Annotated in this window: 19 protein-coding genes; all 19 read right to left on the bottom strand. The window is 32.5% G+C overall.

Translation table 11 applies throughout. The features are described from left to right. Positions 1–2 precede the first annotated feature (2 nt). The 19 genes from ACQKL5_RS10400 to ACQKL5_RS10310 all read right to left on the bottom strand — a co-directional run bounded on the left by ACQKL5_RS10400 (position 3) and on the right by ACQKL5_RS10310 (position 18,688). Complete coding sequence (locus ACQKL5_RS10400) at positions 3–1,187, bottom strand: glycosyltransferase (protein ID WP_427608549.1); 1,185 nt, start codon at positions 1,185–1,187, stop codon at positions 3–5. A gap of 26 nt (positions 1,188–1,213) precedes the next feature. Beyond that, the gene (locus ACQKL5_RS10395; RefSeq protein WP_427608548.1) at positions 1,214–2,392 is read right to left on the bottom strand and encodes a glycosyltransferase; all 1,179 of its coding nucleotides are present in this window, start codon (positions 2,390–2,392) and stop codon (positions 1,214–1,216) included. Positions 2,393–2,545: 153 nt separating this feature from the next. Further along, the gene (locus ACQKL5_RS10390) at positions 2,546–2,962 is read right to left on the bottom strand and encodes an adenylyltransferase/cytidyltransferase family protein (RefSeq protein ID WP_427608546.1); all 417 of its coding nucleotides are present in this window, start codon (positions 2,960–2,962) and stop codon (positions 2,546–2,548) included. Next, positions 2,922–4,136, bottom strand: a complete 1,215-nt coding sequence (locus tag ACQKL5_RS10385) for a CDP-glycerol glycerophosphotransferase family protein (RefSeq protein WP_427608544.1) — start codon at positions 4,134–4,136, stop codon at positions 2,922–2,924. The genes ACQKL5_RS10390 and ACQKL5_RS10385 overlap by 41 nt, the downstream gene beginning before the upstream one ends. Before the next feature lie 22 nt (positions 4,137–4,158). Then, a complete protein-coding gene (locus tag ACQKL5_RS10380; RefSeq protein WP_427608543.1) occupies positions 4,159–5,190 on the bottom strand; it encodes a glycosyltransferase family 2 protein in 1,032 nt (343 codons plus the stop codon). A gap of 28 nt (positions 5,191–5,218) precedes the next feature. Then, the gene (locus ACQKL5_RS10375; RefSeq protein ID WP_427608542.1) at positions 5,219–5,560 is read right to left on the bottom strand and encodes a helix-turn-helix domain-containing protein; all 342 of its coding nucleotides are present in this window, start codon (positions 5,558–5,560) and stop codon (positions 5,219–5,221) included. Between the two features lie 69 nt (positions 5,561–5,629). After that, positions 5,630–6,736, bottom strand: a complete 1,107-nt coding sequence (locus ACQKL5_RS10370) for a DegT/DnrJ/EryC1/StrS family aminotransferase (protein WP_427608794.1) — start codon at positions 6,734–6,736, stop codon at positions 5,630–5,632. Positions 6,737–6,785: 49 nt separating this feature from the next. Next, the gene (locus ACQKL5_RS10365; RefSeq protein WP_427608540.1) at positions 6,786–7,430 is read right to left on the bottom strand and encodes an acetyltransferase; all 645 of its coding nucleotides are present in this window, start codon (positions 7,428–7,430) and stop codon (positions 6,786–6,788) included. Continuing rightward, positions 7,427–8,041 (bottom strand): sugar transferase, encoded by a 615-nt coding sequence (locus ACQKL5_RS10360; RefSeq protein ID WP_427608538.1) that lies wholly within the window; start codon positions 8,039–8,041, stop codon positions 7,427–7,429. The genes ACQKL5_RS10365 and ACQKL5_RS10360 overlap by 4 nt, the downstream gene beginning before the upstream one ends. Before the next feature lie 19 nt (positions 8,042–8,060). Next, complete coding sequence (locus ACQKL5_RS10355) at positions 8,061–8,213, bottom strand: hypothetical protein (RefSeq protein WP_427608537.1); 153 nt, start codon at positions 8,211–8,213, stop codon at positions 8,061–8,063. Between the two features lie 10 nt (positions 8,214–8,223). Further along, positions 8,224–9,294, bottom strand: a complete 1,071-nt coding sequence (galE, locus tag ACQKL5_RS10350; RefSeq protein WP_427608792.1) for a UDP-glucose 4-epimerase GalE — start codon at positions 9,292–9,294, stop codon at positions 8,224–8,226. A 28-nt stretch (positions 9,295–9,322) separates the two neighbouring features. After that, on the bottom strand, positions 9,323–10,522 hold the full coding sequence (locus tag ACQKL5_RS10345; RefSeq protein WP_427608535.1) for a glycosyltransferase: 1,200 nt from the start codon (positions 10,520–10,522) through the stop codon (positions 9,323–9,325). 16 nt (positions 10,523–10,538) lie between these two features. Continuing rightward, positions 10,539–11,630, bottom strand: a complete 1,092-nt coding sequence (locus tag ACQKL5_RS10340) for a glycosyltransferase family 1 protein (RefSeq protein ID WP_427608790.1) — start codon at positions 11,628–11,630, stop codon at positions 10,539–10,541. A 65-nt stretch (positions 11,631–11,695) separates the two neighbouring features. Further along, positions 11,696–12,778, bottom strand: coding sequence for an EpsG family protein (locus tag ACQKL5_RS10335; protein ID WP_427608533.1), 1,083 nt, complete (start codon positions 12,776–12,778; stop codon positions 11,696–11,698). A 22-nt stretch (positions 12,779–12,800) separates the two neighbouring features. After that, entirely contained in the window at positions 12,801–13,682 is an 882-nt protein-coding gene (locus ACQKL5_RS10330) for a glycosyltransferase family 2 protein (protein WP_427608532.1), read from the bottom strand. 7 nt (positions 13,683–13,689) lie between these two features. After that, complete coding sequence (locus tag ACQKL5_RS10325) at positions 13,690–14,796, bottom strand: glycosyltransferase family 1 protein (protein WP_427608530.1); 1,107 nt, start codon at positions 14,794–14,796, stop codon at positions 13,690–13,692. Then, positions 14,781–15,935: a glycosyltransferase family 4 protein gene (locus ACQKL5_RS10320; protein ID WP_427608529.1), complete on the bottom strand. Its 1,155-nt coding sequence runs from the start codon at positions 15,933–15,935 to the stop codon at positions 14,781–14,783. The genes ACQKL5_RS10325 and ACQKL5_RS10320 overlap by 16 nt, the downstream gene beginning before the upstream one ends. A 35-nt stretch (positions 15,936–15,970) precedes the next feature. Beyond that, the gene (gene galU, locus ACQKL5_RS10315) at positions 15,971–16,849 is read right to left on the bottom strand and encodes a UTP--glucose-1-phosphate uridylyltransferase GalU (protein WP_427608527.1); all 879 of its coding nucleotides are present in this window, start codon (positions 16,847–16,849) and stop codon (positions 15,971–15,973) included. A gap of 12 nt (positions 16,850–16,861) precedes the next feature. Further along, a complete protein-coding gene (locus tag ACQKL5_RS10310; protein WP_427608526.1) occupies positions 16,862–18,688 on the bottom strand; it encodes a polysaccharide biosynthesis protein in 1,827 nt (608 codons plus the stop codon). Positions 18,689–18,878 lie beyond the last annotated feature (190 nt).

Raw genomic sequence — 18,878 nt, 5'->3', positions numbered from 1 at the left:
TATTATATACTCATTAATTTATTTATCTCTTCTGTTGAATCAATGCTCTCATTGGAAAGGTTAGTTGAAAATCTTATGCATAAATCAGGGTTATTTATTAATTTTATGATTCCATCATAAATTTCATTTTCTTCACAACTTACTATTAAACCTGTTTCGCCATTTTTTATTTGTTCTTTAGCGCCAGTAAAATCAGTCGTTATTATAGCTTTATTTAAAGACCTAGCTTCAGCTAAAGTAATACAGAAGCCCTCATGTCTTGATGGTTGTACATATATATCACACTGATCCATATAAGTATATGGATTGGGATCTGAACCTAATAGTATAAATTTATCTTCTATCTGTTCTTCTTTTATTAGTTTTTCATAGGAGGATTTTAAATTACCTTCACCAACACAGTACCACTTTACGTTATAACCATTTCGAACCAACCTAGCTAGGACTCTAATTGCTATATCTTGACCTTTCTCGCTAGACAACCTACCAACGGTTAAAATTCTAATACCTTGAAATTCATCTAAAAACCCTTTCCCTTTTTTAGCTTCAGAATATATTAACTTAGTAGAAATAATATTTGAAAATACTTCTGTTTGGGAAGCAATACTGGGAAGCAATGTATTTACTTTTCCCAGACCTTCATTAGAAACAACGAAAATTTTATCGAATTTTTTGTAGGTCTTTCTTGCAAATTTTCTGTTAAATCCTATTTTTGTAATATCAAAATGAATCCATTGTAACTTTTGTTTTGCTCTTACCTTTTTTAAAATAAAATAACTTATAAAGTCCATTGGACCATCATAAGCTATTGCTAAGTCATAATTAATATCACTTTTAGGAACACTTCTTAGTAAATAATTAAAAAAAACACTTCTATCTTTAGTGATTTTTGTAATTGTATAAATGAATATTAACTTAAATGCAGCTATTAACCTTACCCTTTTTAAAAGGTTTAATGCAGTTAAATGGGGTGGGTTATTTAAAGTATCTTTAATTTTAGAATAATCCGGAAAATATTCAACTTTAATTTCTTTAGGTATATAGGGCGCAAACCCACCAAAATCTTCTAGCATATAAACTGTAATATCATATTTATCAGTTGGAATTTCTGATAGCATATTAAGTAACGCTTTTTCAGTTCCACCTACATTCATGTTGATTAACATGAAGAAAATTTTTTTCTTCAATTATATTACCTTCTTTTATGTTGAATTTAATCCACCATTTTATAAAATTTTTCAATTTCCTCTATATTCCCTTTTTTTTCTTTTATTAAATAATTAATAATATTTTCTTTTAGTTCTTTATCATTTATTAATCTTAAGATACCGTGATATACAGCATCTTCGTTCATATCAACAACTAAACCATTTTTACCATCTATCATTTGACTATATACTGAATCAAATCTAGTAGTTACCACCGGTTTATTAAGTGATCTTGCTTCTGCAATTGCAAGACCGAATCCTTCAAATTTAGATGTTTGTACATAAATATCACAACCTTTTATAAAGGGATAAGGATTTGCATTTACACCTAATAACTTAATGTGATTTTCTAAATTGTAATTTCTAATATATTTTTCAATCTCAAATTTCAAAGGACCTTTTCCGAGTACATACCATTTAAAGTTAATACCCTTTTCTTTTAGTAATCTACAAGTTTTCAAAGCAATGTCATATCCCTTTTGGTGTGCCAGTCTTCCTATAGTCAAGATACGTAACCCTTCAAAATTATCTTCATAACCAACACCATTTTCAGCCATCTCTTTTAAAAGGTCAGGGTTATTAATATCATACATAACATTTATTTTTTCATTATAAAAAGGAAAAGTCTCTAAGAATATTTTCTTAGTTGAGTCGGATACAGCAACGATCTTTTCATAACATTTGTAATATTCAGCCTGAAAATCTCTCTCTTTATTATCTAAACGATAACTTACGTTTACCCATGCAAACTTTTTTTTTGCAGTAATTTTATCCGCAACATAGAAGGTCGGAATACCTTGAGCATAACTAATAGCAATATCATACTCTTTATGATTTTTTTCAATGACCGATGAAACTGCTTCCCAATACAATCTTGCTTTTTGGGGATTACTATACTTTTTTGAACGAATATTCACTGAATATTTAATTCTAGAATAAAGCATCCTGAAATTAAATTTTCGAATAGAGTAGATTAATGAATTCTTTAAGTTCATATTTGAAAATTCAGTATATTTTAATGGTTTTAATATATTTATTTCTTCTGGTAGTAGACTTTCTAAAAGTTCGCCATGAGCAAACAACATTAAATCAATTGAATATTTAGAATGATCTATCGATGATAAAAGTGTAATTAAACTTTTTTCTGCTCCAGCTCCAACTAATGAATCAATTACAAAAATCATTTTTTTCCTCTTCATTAAGTAGTATTCACTTCGTTTCTTTAATGAATTTTTCATTGTCCTACTATTCTTCTTAGATTCTTTAATTATTTGCTATAAGTCAGGAGTAAAATAGAATTATATGGAATCAGAAGCTTTTAAAAAATATATAAAAATTTAAATTTTTATTTTTTCTTTTACAGCTGTAGTTGAAATACCTTTAGTATAAGGAAAATAAACTATATCCACACCAACCAATTTAAATTTTTCCTCCAATTCATTAAAAAGAGGGCTTCCTTTCCAGTCATCACCATGAAACATTGTATTAAATCTAAAATTTTCCCATGCTGAAAACTTGTTATGACTTGTTTGAGCTACCACCTGATCGACATATTTTATTCCAGCCACAATTTCTATTCTTTCATTATGAGGGATAATAGGCAATTTATTCTTATATTCTTTAACCAAATCATCTGTACTAACCCCTACTATAAGATAGTCACAATTTTCTTTTGCTCTTTTCAAAATATTTAAGTGACCAACATGAAATAAATCAAAAACTCCCGTTGTGTAGCCTATTTTGTAGTGATTCATCGAATTTCCCTCCAGGTCTGTAAAAACAAATTTTTTCAATATGCTTTACTAAGCTCTCACTCGCTTTTCCATTTTCATATGATTCTATTTGATTAAGAAATACATTTAAATTTCTTATATATTTATCAGAGTTAAACTGTTTAATTCTTTCTTGTAATTCACTATTTGTTTTTGAACTTAAAAATGGTAATTCTGAAATGTTATAATATAATTTTCTATCTGTTTTTGTATATTTCAATAAGTCTGGTACATACAAAAAGCAGGGACGTTTAGTTATTGAGTAGTCAAAGATCATTGATGAATAATCCGAAATTAGAACATCCGAAACACATAGCAGTTCTTGAATATCATCATATGAAGTTACATCAACTACATCTTTCCCTTTAAATATTTGATTCCTCACAGAGAGTAGATGAGGATGTAGTCTAATTAAAAAAACCCACTTACCACCGAACTTTTCTTTCAAAGTTTGTAGCGTACTTGAGTAGTCTATGTTATATACTTCAACGCCATTACCTTTTCTAAAAGTAGGAGCATATAAAATGACATTATATTGTTCTGGTATTCCTAAATTATTTAGTATTTTTTGCTTTATTTTTGAATTATATTGAAAAAGAAAATCATTTCTAGGTATACCCTGCTCAAATATCTCCCCTTTATACCAAAATGCTCGTTTAAAAATATCTGTACTATCCTTACATCCGGATAATAATAAATCACATTTCAACGAATCATTTTTAGCCATTTTGATATATTGTTCAGGAAGATTATCTTCTGCATCTTTCTCAATTTGCTTTAATCTCAAGGAGCTATGCCAAGTTTGAATGTAATATTGACTCTTCCTTTTTATGAATAATTCAGTTGTTCTGAAATTTGTAATTATAACTTTGGAAGTACATAATTCGTAGAAGTATTTCAAGCTCATAGTTTTAACTTTCCTGAAATTAGTTAGAGATTTTTTAGATTCCAAATCATTAAATGCCCAGACAAGATCGAAATAATCTCGCGGATAATGCTCCAGGATATATTCTGTTATATATTTTGGATTACAACCATATTGGCTACCATAATAACTATAAAGAAAGATTTTATTATTCTTAACAGGAAACATATTAAAGATATAAATTAACAAAAGGGCTACGTTTTTTTTAAAATAATAATTTATCTTATTCATTATGATTAATAGCTCCTTTTTATTAAGACAAGTTTATGCGTTCTAGTTTTGAAGTCTTCGATTGGAAGCGTGCTATTCTTAAAAACTTGTTAACTATCAAATATAAAGTATGAAATAAAGGGTGAATATTAAAAAGATACAATTGCTTTTGTAATACATGATTATTCGAAGCGGATTCATTAAATTCAATAAAATGGTCCTTTACGTACTTATGAAGGTCTTTCCGTAATAACCCATCTTTATCTTTTGAACGGTTAGCTAAAAGGAGATTATAATGAATGAAAATATTTTTTAATAACAACTGGTACGAATCATTAGCTAATTCCCCGTAGAATTTTCCAATAAAGCAGTGTCTTTCTTTTAATCCTTTAATAATATCCAAATTTCTAGGAGTATATGTTGCAACTATACTGTCATTTCTTTGGAAATAGTAGCACAAAGGGTTATGAATAATAACATATGTTTGGACACGCTGCATAACATGATGTGCCCAAAATACATCCTCAAATAAAACACCTTTTTTGAAAGGTAGATCCTGAATAAGGCTTGTCTTATACAACTTTCCCCAGGCAAAGTTCTTAACTCTTTCATTTATGACTAACTCAGTCATAAGTGCTTGGTTATCTAAAACCAGAGGTGTGTCATCTTTGGTAAAATATCGATTATCGAAAAGCAAATAATCATCATAAGCATAATAAAAAGCTGATTGAACTATATCAGCTTTAAAGGATAAACTTGCATGAACAAGCTCTTCAATCATATTAAGTTCCAACCAGTCATCACTATCTACAAAAAGAGTAAAAATTCCTGTAGCAATTTTCACCCCAAAGTTTCTAGCATCAGATAACCCACCATTTTCTTTATGAATAACTTTAATACGCGAATCTGCTTGTTCATAACCATCTACGATTTCTCCACAATTATCTGGTGATCCGTCATCAACTAAGATTACTTCTAAATTAGTGTAAGTTTGATTTAGAATACTATCCACGCAGCGTTTTAAATATTTTTCTACTTTAAAGATTGGTACTATAACACTTACTTTCGGTAACATTTTTCACCACCTTACTAATAATACTTTTTCATTTTGATGATTCATTTTGCCATTTTATAAACTCAATTAACGGTTTATACTCTTTGATTTGATCTTTTTTAAGACCATTTTTTTTAAGTTCTTCTACGAAATCTATCCATTCTTTTTCTAAGTAGCATGGGTTAACCTTGGTAGTTTCTTGTTTTAGTAGTGTTATGAAATCAACATTTAATACGTTCGCAATTTTCTCCATAACTTGCAATGACGGATTTTTATTAAGGTTACGTTCTATATTACTTAGATAAGACTTCGAGATTTTTGCCTGTTGAGCAAGTTCCGACAAAGTATAACCTCTTTTCTTTCTTAACTCTGCAATATTTTTACCAATCATATGTTTACCTCTTCAATGTTTTTTCCATTTACCACTAGGAGTAATGGATTAATGGAGTGTAACCATTCTTTATACTAGTGCTTTCTTTAATGAATGAATTACTCTCATTTGATCGTCACGAGTCATATTGGACCCGGATGGAAGACAAATTCCCGTCTGAAAAAGATGTTCAGAAACATCAGTTTTTTTATTATGAGGATAGTAATTGTAAGTCTGAAAGAGAGGTTGCAAGTGAAGCGGTTTCCAGACATGTCTTGCTTCAATATTTTCTCTTTCTAGAAAATCAAGTATCTTTGGTATGGAAATCTTTATTTCATTTTCATTAATTGTCAATGCTGTCAGCCAACGATTAGATCGGGTATTTTCTAATTCGGGCATAAACGTAATTCCAGGTAGATAAGCCAATTCTTGATAATATAGGTCGTAAATTGCTCTTCTGGCTTTTACTCTATCCTCCAATACCTCTAATTGACTTCTTCCAATTCCAGCAAGGATGTTACTCATCCGATAATTGTAACCTAGTTCACTATGCTGGTAATGAGATGCTGTATCTCTTGCTTGAGTGGCTAAAAACCGAGATCGTTTCATTGCTGAATTGTTATTAGAAACAATCATTCCCCCGCCAGAAGTTGTTATGATTTTATTTCCGTTAAATGAATAAATACCTAGGTCTCCAAGTGTACCACTCGCCTTTCCTTTATAAGTGGCACCAAGTGACTCTGCTGCATCTTCAATTATTGGAACTTCATACTGATTACAGATAGTTATCAGTTCATCCATTTTAGCGGGTTGACCATATAGATTCACAATAATTACAGCCTTAGGAAGCTTGCCTACAGATGCTGCATCTTTAAATGCTTCTTCTAAGGCAATCGGAGACATATTCCAAGTTTCCGGTTCTGAATCAATGAAAATAGGTTCCGCGTTTAGATAGAGTATTGGATTTGCAGTTGCAACGAATGTAAGACTTGAGCAAAAAATGGTATCCCCTTTCTTCACATTCAATAAAGAAAGAGCCAAATGAATCGCTGCAGTTCCTGAACTGACTGCAACAGCTTCTTGTACTCCTACATACTCCGCTATTTCTTTTTCGAAGGCATCTATATTGGGTCCTGTCGGCGCAATCCAATTTGTTTCAAAAGCTTCTTTAATATACTTCTCCTCATTTCCGCTCATATGTGGTGATGAAAGGAAAATTCGCTTTTTAATAGTAGCATTTAACACTTTACACACCTCCTAATCCAATTTTATTCTTCAATTTGGCTGGAGTACCAACAGCTAAACTATGAGGTGGAATGTTATGAATAGCTGTAGCCCCAGCTCCGATAACAGACCATTCTCCAATTTCTACATTTGGTATTAGTGTAGAGCCGGCACCAATATGAACTCCTTCTTCTACCTTGACAGAACCCGTTAATGTAGCATGAGGAGATATATGTACAAAGTCTCCAATATTGTTATCGTGTTCAATCACAGCACCAGTATTGATAATTGAATGGTGACCAATTTTAGTGTCTGCATTAATGACTGAAAATGGCATGATTACAGTGCCTACGCCCATTTGTGTACTAGAGCTAATAATTGACGAAGGATGCCGTAACGTAACGTAAAAAGAATCATGGATATTCAATTGATGAACAATTTTTTTTCGAACATGGTTGTCACCAATTGCAATAATAAACTTTATATCCGTGAAATAATCTAGTAAATTAGATACCGTTGAAAGCGGTGAGAAAAAAAGATTTTCTTTAACGAGTGTTTGTTCATATTTGTCGTCTAAATATCCAATAATCTCGTAGCCCTTAATTGAATCTATTATGTCTTTTATAACTTTACTGTGACCACCTTCTCCGATTATTACAATTCTCATCTCTGCTCCCCTCTTTCATTTCCGGCTGAACCCTTAAAAGGACTCATTGTTACATGTGTTGCAGAAGTTATACCTTCAGATTGAATCACTTTGTATACCGTGAATAATAAAATTTTAATATCTAGTAGGAATGTTCGATGAGTAACATACCAAACATCCAAATTGAATTTCTCTTCCCATGTTATAGCATTTCGCCCATTTATCTGTGCCCATCCAGTAATACCAGGGCGTACATGATGTCGTTTAGCTTGATTTTTTGTATATAACGGTAGATATTCCATTAAAAGCGGACGTGGCCCTACTAAACTTAGATCTCCTTTAACCACATTAACTAACTGAGGCAATTCATCAAGGCTGAACTTTCTAAGGGAGTTACCAAATCGAGTTAATCTCAAGTGATCGGGTAGAGGGTTTCCCTTATCATCCTTTTGGTTATTCATGGAACGAAACTTGTAAAGAAAAAATGGAGTTCCATTTAGACCTGGTCTCATCTGTTTAAATAGAATAGGTGATCCAAGTCTAATCTTTATTAAGGTACCAATAATTATTAATAGTGGGCTTAAGCAAAGTAATAAAATGATTGATATGAATAAATCAAACATTCTCTTCATAATTTCACTTCCGGCGGATTTATTTACGATTCGAAACAACTAATTGTTGTTTGATTTCTTCTATTAAATTTGCTACCTTCATGTTTTCTGATTCTGTACCTAATTTGTAAGCATGCAATAATAAATCTTTGAACTTTTCCTTATTTAAATCTTCTTGTTCCATTCTTTTCACCATATTTCGATTAATTTTGTATTAAAAAATCCTCACTTTGTTCCAAGCGAGGATTTTCTGTATCTTTGTTCTGTTTGTACCCATTGGGATTTCGAGATTGCCATCTCCAAGAATCTCGACACATATCATCAAGGTTTCTCTTTGCAGTCCAGTTCAACTCTTTTTCCGCTTTTGTAGGATCAGCATAGCACACTGCAGCATCTCCTGGTCTAGGTTGCGTAATTTTAAATGGAATGTTAACCCCAGTTGTTGATTCAAATGCTGATAAGACTTCTAATACGCTGTACCCTTTTCCAGTACCAAGGTTATAGATGTTTACTCCAGATGCTGTTAGAGTTTTTTCAAGCGCTAATACATGTCCTTGTGCAAGATCGACTACATGAATATAGTCTCTGACACCTGTACCATCGATAGTTGGATAATCGTCCCCAAAAACCTGTAATTCTTTCAATTCTCCTACAGCTACTTTCGTGATGTATGGCATTAAGTTGTTGGGAATTCCGCTAGGATCTTCACCTAAGTTTCCACTTTCATGAGCACCAATTGGATTGAAGTACCTCAGAATTGAAATACTCCAATCAGTATCTGAAATATATAAATCCTGAAGTATTTCTTCAATCATTAACTTGGTTCTTCCATAGGGATTTAATGCTTGTAATGGAAATTCTTCTGAAATTGGCATTCTTTCCGGCATCCCATAGACAGTAGCAGAAGAACTAAATACAAGATTTTTCACTTGGTATTTCTGCATGATTTCACAAAGAATAATAGTAGATGTAATATTGTTTTTAAAATATTTGAGAGGAAGATCGACTGATTCTCCCACTGCTTTAAGTCCAGCGAAGTGGATAACGGCTTCTATTTGATTATCCATAAACACCTTTTCGAGAAAATCTCGATTTAAAAGGTCGACCTGATAAATCTTTATTATTTTCCCCGTTAATTCACAAACACGCTTTAAAGATTCAGGTTTACTATTAGAAAAATTATCAACCACAATAATATCATAGCCCTCATTCAGGAGTTCTACACATGTATGGCTTCCTATGAATCCAGCTCCGCCGGTAACAAGTATTCCCAATTTAGAAGTACCTCGCCTTCGTATAAGATCAAGCATCCATTAATCCATAGATTTTATTAATTTCATTTTCGTTACCATAATCCTTAGAAAGGACATTTGAAACCAATTTCTTTCTAAAAACATCATTATTAATGATTTCCCGGAGCCCTTCAACAATTCCATCCTGACCACAATCTGTAATTAAGGCATCAAACCCATTGACCGCTTGACTTTTAGCAGTAGGAAAATCTGTTAGCACCACTGGTTTTCCTAGGACTTGCGCTTCACGAATTGTCACTGCCTTTCCTTCATATCGGGATGGTTGAACGTAGATGTCACATGCCTTGATATATGGATATGGATTAGTTTTCTTCCCTAATAATATAAATTGCTTTTCCACTTCTAAATTCTTTATCAAGGTTCTTAGTTGATTTTCTAGAGGACCATAACCAACAACATACCATTCAATGTCAAATCCATCGTCTACCAGTTTTTTACAAGCTCTTATAGCTTCATCTAAACCTTTTGCATGTGTTAAGCGACCGACAGTTAATAATATAGTTTTTCCTAGAACTTTAGTAATCTCTTTTGGATTTTCAACCTGTGCTTGTTTCTTAATAAATTCAGGTGATAATATGTTTTCAATTACTGTTGTTTTATCTTTGAAATCAGGAAAAATATTTAAAAATCTTTGAGAACATTCTTCTGAAACCGCTACAATTTCATCTAATTTCCGCCACATTTTTTTCTCTATTTTTTCATTTATATATATATTTGAATAATCGGTATGAATCCAGCCGATTTTTTTCTTGGCTTTAACCTTATCTGCGATAAAATGATGTGGCCATAGAAAACCTATGGCCACATCATATTCCTTATTCAGTTTTGGTAGCAAACGATTAGAAAACTCCCATCCATATTGAATAGATAAATAACCTGGCTCTTCAACTTTCTTTACTTTACCATGAAAAAGACCAGTATATTTTGCAATAATTCTAGAAATAGCAATTGGATAAAAACCGTCTTTCATTATTTGATGAATAGATTTTCTAAATGTTGTATAAGATGGTTCTTCCGGCAATAAAGTGGGGCCATCTGGAATAAGAGAAAGAAATTCTCCTTCATGTTTAAATAATAATAAATCGACGTCGTATTTATTATAATCGATTTGATTTAACAACCCTATGAGACTTCTTTCAACCCCGCCTATTGCCAAATCAAAAGAAGTAATCAAGATTTTTTTCTTCATTCTTAAAACCTCTTTTTTAGGATACTTCATATAGTTTTAGCCAATCTTTAACATTACTTTTAATATCATATCCTTTAGTCGATATGAATTTTTTTATTGTTTCATTGTCAGGTGTAGCAATAAGTAAGGAATTAATTGTTTCTTCACACCAAATATCAAGTGGATCATCTAAACTAATAAAGGAGGCTAGCCCTAATTCCATATCAGTACTTTTTGGTATGGTATCTGAAATAATACAAGGTGTACCGGCTCCTTGTGCTTCTAAGGCTGCAATTCCAAACCCTTCGAATAAAGATGGAAATAAAAAAACATCAAAGGCATTCATTAATCTAGGTATATCCGTTCTTACCCCTAAAAACCTTATATGGTCTTTTATTCCTAAAGCATCAGCTTTTTGCTCAATTTCTAACTTCAAGGGTCCATCTCCAATTAAAAGAGCTATAAATCTTCTATCTTTCTTTAATAAAGTTTCTAAAAACTTCAAAATAAAAATATGATTTTTCGAATCTGAAAAACGTCCCACATGTCCAATGATTTTTACATCTTTTCTTAATTCAAATTCTCTTATGACGCTTGTTTTGCTATTGTTATTTGTTTCAGTAAATTCAGTAAGATTAATCCCATTCTTTAATATTAAAACCTTTTTATTTTTAACGATTTGTTTACCAAACATGAAACGTGTAGCTTCAGGGCTACATCCACAATATCTATTTGCCGAAACTTTCATCATAGTTTGCAGAGCTTTATGAGTTAATTTTCCCTTTATATGGTTCCCTTTATTCCAATTATTACTGTGGGAATGACAAATCCTTATTTTAATTCCAACCAACTTTGCTGCTAAAGCGGGAAAGCCAGCTTGATAATCTGTATGAGCATGAACGGCTTGATATGGATAAGAAGACATAATTTTAGCTAACCTTTTAAGATATACTATAGGTCCAGATTCACCTAAACTTGGAATTTTAAATAATTTTCCACCTAAACTGATAATTTCATCCTCAAAATCTTGTTTCATATTTGAATGAGTTATAAAATCAAATTGAATTTTCTTTCTATCTACATGTCTATATATATTCATAATAATCGTTTCGGCCCCGCCACGATCCATTGCACTTACAATATGTAATATCCTCTTTGGAGAATTTAACCCATCCAATATTTCCACCTTCTCCCTTAAAATAAGTTTTCTATAATATCACTTTTATATAAAATATTTAAACTGATGACATTTTCATAAAAATAAAAAATAAAAAATAACACAAGAATTAAATAATATATTAGTTTTTGATCCTTTTTACTAAAAAGCTCAATAATCCATGAAATTAGAATTAACTGGTATAAATTAAAGTAAATAGAGATTCTTGCAAATATCCATTGTTGGGTTGAAATGATCATAAAGACCAAGCCTAATAAAGCCATATTTACTATATAGTCACTTTTGGGAAATATATCTCGAAGTTTATCTTTACCTAGGTAAGCAATTAATAATGGTGCAGCACCTACTGCTACTCTTATTACACTGGCGCCACCTTCATTGAAATTTGAATAATCACTATATTGAGTATCTTCTAAAGCTGAAAATAATAAAGAAGTAAATTGACCAAAACCAAGGACGATAATTACCGAAAAAGATAACCAGGCTAGAGTCGACTTAGTCCAAGCTTTTGTTCTTACTAAAAAGTAAATAGGGAGTAGTATAAGTGCACTTTGATGAAAGGTCGATGCAATAAGAACTATTACAGCATACTTTATAAAATTCCCATTTAATAAATACTTGGTTGCAGTGAAAAAAATGGCTGCTGCTAGTACTTGTCGTATTCCATTCATTGAAACTAAATGCAACCCACCAGTAACATATACAAAAGTACTAAGTTCGAAAAATCTTGAGTATTTATATAGGACTATAATTATTAAAACATTTGTTATTAGAGCTGTAGTAAATATCATGATCTGTGGGTCTTCCGAAAAATACTTTAAAATCATCTGTAAGATTCCAAAGCCTATATCTTTTTGTGAAGTAATATACTCCCAAGTAAAGTCATTTTCTCTATAAATATTTTTGTAGTTGAAAGTATCACCGATATTTGTTCTCAGGCCTGAAATAAAGACCAGACACAAAACAACTCCACAAACCCATATCTTATTAGGCTTATAAATTTTAAAGCCAGTTGGTGTAATAAGGGAATAAGCAGAAAAATATCTTGCTAGGTATGAAAAAATTAATACTATGGCGAGATTCATCCAAAGTATGGTCATTTAAATATTTCCCTTCAATAATTTAAGACCTAGTTTTACTTATAATGAATACATATAATAAGAAGCCAAAAGGAAAAGCAAAAAAAGTTGAAATTTTCTTAGGTGTATCATGAAATAAATTCCGGTTTTTCATAAGAAGATTGCTAGAAACATAGTGAATCGCTTGTTTATATTTAAAAAAATACCCTCCAAAGGGTAACTTCATAAGTTCTTTCCGATAAAATGAAAAGCCCATTGGATTTTTGAGGTACTGGTTAAACATATTGAGAGAAGATCCATCAGGAAGGTATTCAACATGACAAACCACTTCATTCATCAGTAACAATTCATATTGTTTATCCAACATATAGTATTTATATGCTAACCCTACATATTTTTCGTTATTAAAGATGGGATAAGGGTATAGCTTAGTTAATTCAGTACGGTAAACAAGTTTTTTATCTCCTGTAACACCATATTTGTTATAAAGATCAAATAAAGTTGCAGAAAAAAGTTCTTCAGGTAATTTTGAACCGATGATTTGATGATTACTTGTAGCGTCTAGAGCTGCGATTCCACTGACCTTTGCATTGCCATGCTTTCTCCAAAATGAAAGGATGCTTTCTATTGCACCATCTGCCATATAGTCATCAGAATCAATACATATATTTAATTCAGTTTCTATTTGGTTGTAGGCTGTGTTATGCGCTCCATGCATTCCTTGATTTTCTTGCCAACTATACTTAATATCAATTTTATTTTCATTTATCCATTCAGATACTAATTCTTTTGTATGATCTGTTGATCCATCATCAATGATTAACCAAATAAAATCTTTATTAGTTTGGCGAACTAAGCTTTCATAACATCTCCCGAGACAATAAGCTCTATTATAGGTTGGTGTAAACACTGTTAAAGTTTTCATATATGATTCACCCTGTCATCGATAAATAGTAATCTTTTATTTTATCGGCTGTTTCGTATATGGAATACCCTTGTTTAGTTAAGAAATCAGATTTAATAGTTCTTGACGTGTTACGACAAGTTATTTCTATTAAATTTGATGCCCATGGTAAACTATTATCAATAGGGAGAAATTCAATAAGATTGATACCCAAATCTACCTCTTTTGAAATTCGATTGGATATCAGACATGGTAGCCCTGTTGCTTGGGCTTCAATAAGTGAAACTGGGAGGCCTTCATGTAGAGAAGGAAAGACAAAAACATCGAATGCTTGGAGTATTCGATTAATGTCACTGCGGACCCCTATGAATTTTACTTTACTTTCTAGATTAAGAGACTTAACTTTTGCTAAGATTTCTGGTTTTAGTGGACCATCACCTACTAAAATTAAGATAGAATTTTCTTTTTGTTTATTAAAATTTGAAAAGATATCAATCAAATAAGTATGATTTTTTTGATGAGCAAATCTTCCGACATGCCCTAAAATAAATGCATCATTTGCAATATTCAGTTCTTTTCTCACTTTATATCTTATTTCAGATGAGTATGAATAAAGATTGTAATCAATCCCATTTTTTAAGATATTGACATTGGTTTTTTCTTTAAATAACCATTTTGCTGCCTGTCTTGAACAAGCTAAAAAATTTGTTGCATTGGGCATAATTAATGTTCCTGCATACCATTTGTAAATTCTTGCTGCCAAGCTTCCTTCACTTTGTGTATTATGACTATGTGATATTCTTTTTGGAATTCCAGCTTTTTTTGCTGATTGAAGAACGAGCCCGCTCATTTTATCCATGTGAGCATGAACAACTTTATAGTCACCATTCTGCTTGAAAAATTCGTTTAATTGTTTTTTATATTTAAAATGTCCGACATCGGTAAGGTATGGAATTCTATGAATTTTCCCGCCAAGATTTAAGATCTCAGTATCAAATACACCTACTTTGGATGTAAGAAAATCAAATTGAATTTTTGAGCGGTCAATATTACGATATAAGTTCATGATAAGGGTTTCCGCTCCTCCCCTATTCATATTAACGACAACATGTAAGATTCTTAGTGGGCTGCCCACATAATATCCTCCTTATCTAATAGATATAATTTATAAATTTCGCTTTTTGCTTCTAATATTTTTTTTGTGCTATATTTATTTTCAATCATTTTCCGACCATATTTTCCATATTTCTCTCTTAGTTCGCTATCACCTAGAGCCTTTAAGATTTTTTCTGTGAAATTACTTTCATTACCTCTCTCAATTATCCACCCATTCTGGTTATTCTTTACTAATTCAGAGTGTCCTCTATTTTTGACTGCAACAACTGGAAGCCCGCATGCCATTGCTTCCATGATATTAACAGGTAACCCTTCTCTCAAACTTGATGCCACAGCAAGATCACTTATCTTCAGTAACACATCAATATCATTCCGATAACCTAGGAAGTCGACATTTTCACTTATTCCCAGAGTCTCTGCCAGTTCCCGGCACTCAACTAATAAAGGACCTTCTCCAGCCAGTAGTAGTCGTGCATTAGGTATCTTATTCTTTATTGAGGAAAAGGATTGCAAGAGTAATTGTTGGTTTTTATTTTTATTAAATTCGGCCGCGTAGAACATAAGAAAAGTATCATCACAATACCCTTTCTCTAATCTGAGTACAGATTTGTGAATTGGGGAAACTGGATGAAAACGCTCAGTATCAACCCCGACACCATGAACATGTTTAATCTCATGTGCTTTGAATTTTCTTTTCCTTGCAAGTTGAAAATCCTCTTCATTGATTGTAATTAGACAATCTGTTAGTTTTGCCAAGTATTTTTCTATAGGATAGTAGAGCAGCCAGTTTATTAAAGGAGCACCTTTACAAAAGTGAAATCCGTGTGCCGTATAAATCATTTTAGTTCCTTTTTCTCTTGCTTTACGTCCAGCGAGCCTAGCAAGAACTCCGCCCATAGGCGTATGACAATGAACAAGTTGAAAGTTGTTACTTTCAATGAGCTTTTCTAGATCTTTGTAGGCTTTAAGGTTTTCCCTTTTAAGTGGAGACCTTTGTATGGGTATAATGTGTTTTTTATCAACAAACGGAAGAACTAAATCACCATGTGCAGCTGTATGAACTTCATATCCTTGCTCTTTAAACCATTTAAAGTAAGGTAGGTGAAATGCTTCAAAATGAAAATCCTTTGTTGCACAAAATAGGACTTTCTTTTCCATGAGTCACCATCCTTTCGATATCCTACTCAAGCTTTTCATTTTATTAATTCTCGGTTCAATACGTTTGTTAAGTAATTTAATATATTTTCTCTTAAGTCACCACGTTGGAGAGCCATTTCAATAGTTGTTTGGATAAAGCCGATCTTTTCCCCGACATCATACCGGATTCCTTCAAAATCATACGCATAGACACTCTCATATTCATTCAAGCGGCTGATTGCATCTGTTAATTGAATTTCATCACCTGCACCAGGAGGTTGGTCTCCAAGAATTTTAAAAATTTCAGGATTCAAAATATACCTTCCCATAATAGCTAAGTTGGAAGGTGCATCTTCTTGTTTTGGCTTTTCAACTAGACTTGTAACATTGTATAAACGATTTCCAATCTCATTTGCTTCAATAATTCCATATCTGGATACCTCTTCATTAGAAACCTTTTGTACTCCAAGGATTGAAGCTTTAGACATTTCATACTGTTCAATCATCTGTTGTAGACAAGGTTTTTGGGCATCTACTATATCGTCACCCAGCAAGACTGCAAATGGTTCATCACCTATAAATTTTCGAGCACACCATACTGCATGTCCTAATCCTTTAGGTTCTTTTTGCCTAATATAATGGATATCAACTAATTTAGAAGATTTCTGAACTTCCTTTAATAAATCGAACTTTCCTTTTTGGAAAAGGTTTTGTTCCAATTCAAAAGAATGATCGAAATGATCTTCTATTGCTCGTTTCCCCTTCCCAGTTACAATAATAATATCTTCGATACCTGATTCTATTGCTTCTTCTACAATATATTGAATAGTAGGTTTATCAACAATTGGCAACATCTCTTTGGGCATAGCCTTTGTTGCCGGAAGAAATCTAGTACCTAATCCTGCAGCCGGTATGATAGCTTTTCTAATTTCCAAAACGAGTCCTCCCTAGTTTGAGATTGGTACTAGCGAAGGTGTGGTGACACGCTCATTAGCCAAATCCACAAGATTTTTTCGTAATGTTTCTTTATCCATATCTGAATAACTATTTAGAATTTGCTCAATTTCACTGGTATACAGTTTGCCTGTCTTACCGACATATATATTGGGATAGATTTGTTGTTCATGAATTTCATCTTTATTTAATAACTCTTCGAATAGCTTTTCTCCAGGTCGCATTCCAGTAAATTCAATGGATATATCTTCTTCTGAATGCCCAGAAAGCTTGATTAAGTTTCTAGCCAAATCTACAATTTTCACAGGATGCCCCATATCTAGCACGAAAATCTCTCCACCTTTTGCAAGTGCACCCGCTTGAATGACTAGTCTAGAAGCTTCTGGTATGGTCATGAAATAACGAATCATATCAGGATGTGTAACTGTAATGGGTCCACCTTTTTCAATTTGTTTTGTGAATAGAGGTATGACACTTCCACGACTACCCAGTACATTTCCAAAACGAACTGCTACGAAATTAGTTTCACTGTCCTTATTCATTCGCTGTATCGTCATTTCTGCGAGTCTTTTGGTAGAACCCATTACACTTGTAGGATTAACGGCTTTGTCACTTGAAATCATCACAAAGGTTTTAACCCCACTCCAACTGGCTGCATTGGCTGCATTCATTGTTCCAATCATATTATTTTTGACCGCTTCTTCCGGATTTCGTTCCATAAGTGGTACATGTTTATGTGCAGCTGCATGATAGACGACATCTGGTTGATATGTAGCCATGACTGAAAGCATTTTTTTATGATCCTGAAGATCTGCAATTTCTGTAATAAACTCTATTTTAGAGTGTTGATATGATTCTTTTAATTCCATCTCTATTGTATAAATGCTGTTTTCTCCATGCCCAAGTAAAATTAACTTGGCTGGTCTAAATTTTGAAATTTGTCGACAGATTTCTGAACCAATTGAGCCCCCCGCGCCCGTGACTAAGATAACCTTTTCGGTTACATATTCTGAAATCCCATCGATATCGAGTTCTACAGGTTCTCTTCCAAGAAGATCCTGTACCTCCACATCCCTAAATTTGTTGACAGATACCTTTCCTGTCAACAAATCTTCTAACATAGGGAGGATTTGAGTTTTAGCGGTTGTTTTTGCACATTCTTGAAATATCCGATTCATTTCCTGTTTATTCAAGGATGGAATTGCAATAATGATATGTTCAATTTTTAAAGCTTCAACTTTACTTGCAATTTTACTTACGTCACCCACTACTGGAATTCCTAAAATATCGAGTTTTTGTTTACGAGAGTTATCATCAATGAATGCTACAGGTAATAAATCCACATCATTATTTTTGAGTAATTGCCTTGCTACCATTGTGCCGGCTGATCCAGCTCCTACAATTAATGTTCTTTTTTTATTTTCATCTTTAAGTAAATATTGATCTCTATACATTCTCCAGAAAAATCTAGAACCACCTATCAACAAAATATGAAGTAGCCAAGTTACGGCCAATAATCGGTAAAACACTTCTTGAAAAAGAAGTGCCTGCAAAAGTCCTGTTAAGAAGATTGAAGCTGAAACCGTCCTGAAAATAATGACTAATTCACCTATGCTCGCATACTCCCAAGCCTTTTTATATAAGTGAAATGAAATGGCAAATAAATGGTGACTGAGTAGTAGTGTAATTGAACTGAGCACAATGGGAATGGTAAAAACATAAATACTTGCATTTACTAAAAAACGGCCTAAGAAAATAGCTGATATTACAATACATGAATCTATCAGTATAAATAGGGATAGCCTTTGTCTATATGTCACATTCATTCACCTCACTTTTTCTCTTTATCAATAAAGCACTAATGCATAGAGTTTTAGATAAAACTCTATGCATTAGTGCTTTAATAGTAATATAGGGCATTTAACCCCTCCTCACCCCACACTCTTGACGACTAGCGTCTAAGGTTTCGCAACCCACAGCATGATCGAGTGCCTCCGTTTATATTGGCAA

The sequence above is a fragment of the Peribacillus sp. NPDC097675 genome, assembly GCF_050277655.1.
Classification (GTDB): domain Bacteria; phylum Bacillota; class Bacilli; order Bacillales; family DSM-1321; genus Peribacillus.
This window is presented reverse-complemented; position numbering and strand designations above follow the sequence as displayed.

What these genes read in the sequence shown, in the direction of transcription:
- ACQKL5_RS10395 (WP_427608548.1), bottom strand. Translation starts at nt 2,392, where the DNA reads ATGATTTTTGTAATTGATTCATTAGTTGGAGCTGGAGCAGAAAAAAGT.
- ACQKL5_RS10390 (WP_427608546.1), bottom strand. Translation starts at nt 2,962, where the DNA reads ATGAATCACTACAAAATAGGCTACACAACGGGAGTTTTTGATTTATTT.
- ACQKL5_RS10385 (WP_427608544.1), bottom strand. Translation starts at nt 4,136, where the DNA reads ATGAATAAGATAAATTATTATTTTAAAAAAAACGTAGCCCTTTTGTTA.
- ACQKL5_RS10380 (WP_427608543.1), bottom strand. Translation starts at nt 5,190, where the DNA reads ATGTTACCGAAAGTAAGTGTTATAGTACCAATCTTTAAAGTAGAAAAA.
- ACQKL5_RS10375 (WP_427608542.1), bottom strand. Translation starts at nt 5,560, where the DNA reads ATGATTGGTAAAAATATTGCAGAGTTAAGAAAGAAAAGAGGTTATACT.
- ACQKL5_RS10370 (WP_427608794.1), bottom strand. Translation starts at nt 6,736, where the DNA reads ATGAGCGGAAATGAGGAGAAGTATATTAAAGAAGCTTTTGAAACAAAT.
- ACQKL5_RS10365 (WP_427608540.1), bottom strand. Translation starts at nt 7,430, where the DNA reads ATGAGAATTGTAATAATCGGAGAAGGTGGTCACAGTAAAGTTATAAAA.
- ACQKL5_RS10360 (WP_427608538.1), bottom strand. Translation starts at nt 8,041, where the DNA reads ATGAAGAGAATGTTTGATTTATTCATATCAATCATTTTATTACTTTGC.
- ACQKL5_RS10345 (WP_427608535.1), bottom strand. Translation starts at nt 10,522, where the DNA reads ATGAAGAAAAAAATCTTGATTACTTCTTTTGATTTGGCAATAGGCGGG.
- ACQKL5_RS10340 (WP_427608790.1), bottom strand. Translation starts at nt 11,630, where the DNA reads ATGGATCGTGGCGGGGCCGAAACGATTATTATGAATATATATAGACAT.
- ACQKL5_RS10335 (WP_427608533.1), bottom strand. Translation starts at nt 12,778, where the DNA reads ATGACCATACTTTGGATGAATCTCGCCATAGTATTAATTTTTTCATAC.
- ACQKL5_RS10330 (WP_427608532.1), bottom strand. Translation starts at nt 13,682, where the DNA reads ATGAAAACTTTAACAGTGTTTACACCAACCTATAATAGAGCTTATTGT.
- ACQKL5_RS10320 (WP_427608529.1), bottom strand. Translation starts at nt 15,935, where the DNA reads ATGGAAAAGAAAGTCCTATTTTGTGCAACAAAGGATTTTCATTTTGAA.